1 protein-coding gene is annotated in these 812 nt (G+C 59.5%); it reads right to left on the bottom strand.

What is annotated here, in order from left to right:
* Positions 1–694 (bottom strand): RNA methyltransferase (locus LQ220_RS24825; protein WP_230190630.1); only part of this gene is annotated, 694 nt, incomplete at its 3' end.
* Between the last annotated feature and the right edge of the window lie 118 nt (positions 695–812).

Genomic DNA, 812 nt, shown 5'->3' with positions numbered 1-812 from the left:
TAGTAGCTGAAAGACCGGGTCCTTCTGCGCCGAGGAGGACTGCTGTTCGCGACCGGGGACGCCAGTCGTTCAGCATGCACTTGCCAGCAGGGCTGAGCGCTACCGGATCAAAACCGTGATGCTCGAGCAAATCGACCGGGTCTTGGTGGCGCGCCATTTGGGCGAACGGCACGAGTAGCGTCGCTCCAACGGATACACGGATCGCCTTGCGGTAGAGAGGGTCGCAGCAATCGGAATCAAGAAGCACGGCATTCACGCCGAAGGCAGCCGCGTTGCGGAAGATCCCGCCCATATTATCATGGTTGGCAATGCCAGCGAGGACGAGGACGGTTGCGTATTCTCCAGAAGCCGAAAGCAGCGCGTCTGCGCTTGGCACCTCGGACCGGCGACCAATCGCCAAAATTCCCCGATGCAAGGGAAAGCCAGCGATCGCATCGATCACATGCTGCGCGGCCACATAGACAGGTACATTATCGGCGAGGCGAGACATAACGTGATGGAGCGCATCAACGCGCTTGCCTGCAATCAGAAGCGAAAGGGGATGATGCAGGTCACTGTCTACCAGCTTCTCGACGACGACTTTACCCTCTGCTACGAAGAGACCAGCCCGGCCCACCAAGTCCCTTTCTCTAATGTCTCGGTAAACCTCGATGCGGGGGTCGTAGAGATCGGTTATCTCGATCAGATCAGCCACGGCCTGTCAGCTCCGGCGCTCCACGCGCGCCATCGTGAGCCGGCCCAGTCGGAAAGGATCGAAAAACGCGACGCAGTACCGCACCATAGTGGGGCATCGGCCCAGCAGACTTCATGCT

The organism is Sphingobium sp. CECT 9361, from assembly GCF_918741285.1.
In the GTDB taxonomy this organism is placed as follows: domain Bacteria; phylum Pseudomonadota; class Alphaproteobacteria; order Sphingomonadales; family Sphingomonadaceae; genus Sphingobium.
Note: the sequence above shows the minus strand (reverse complement) of the source record. Positions and strands in the feature narration are given on the sequence as shown.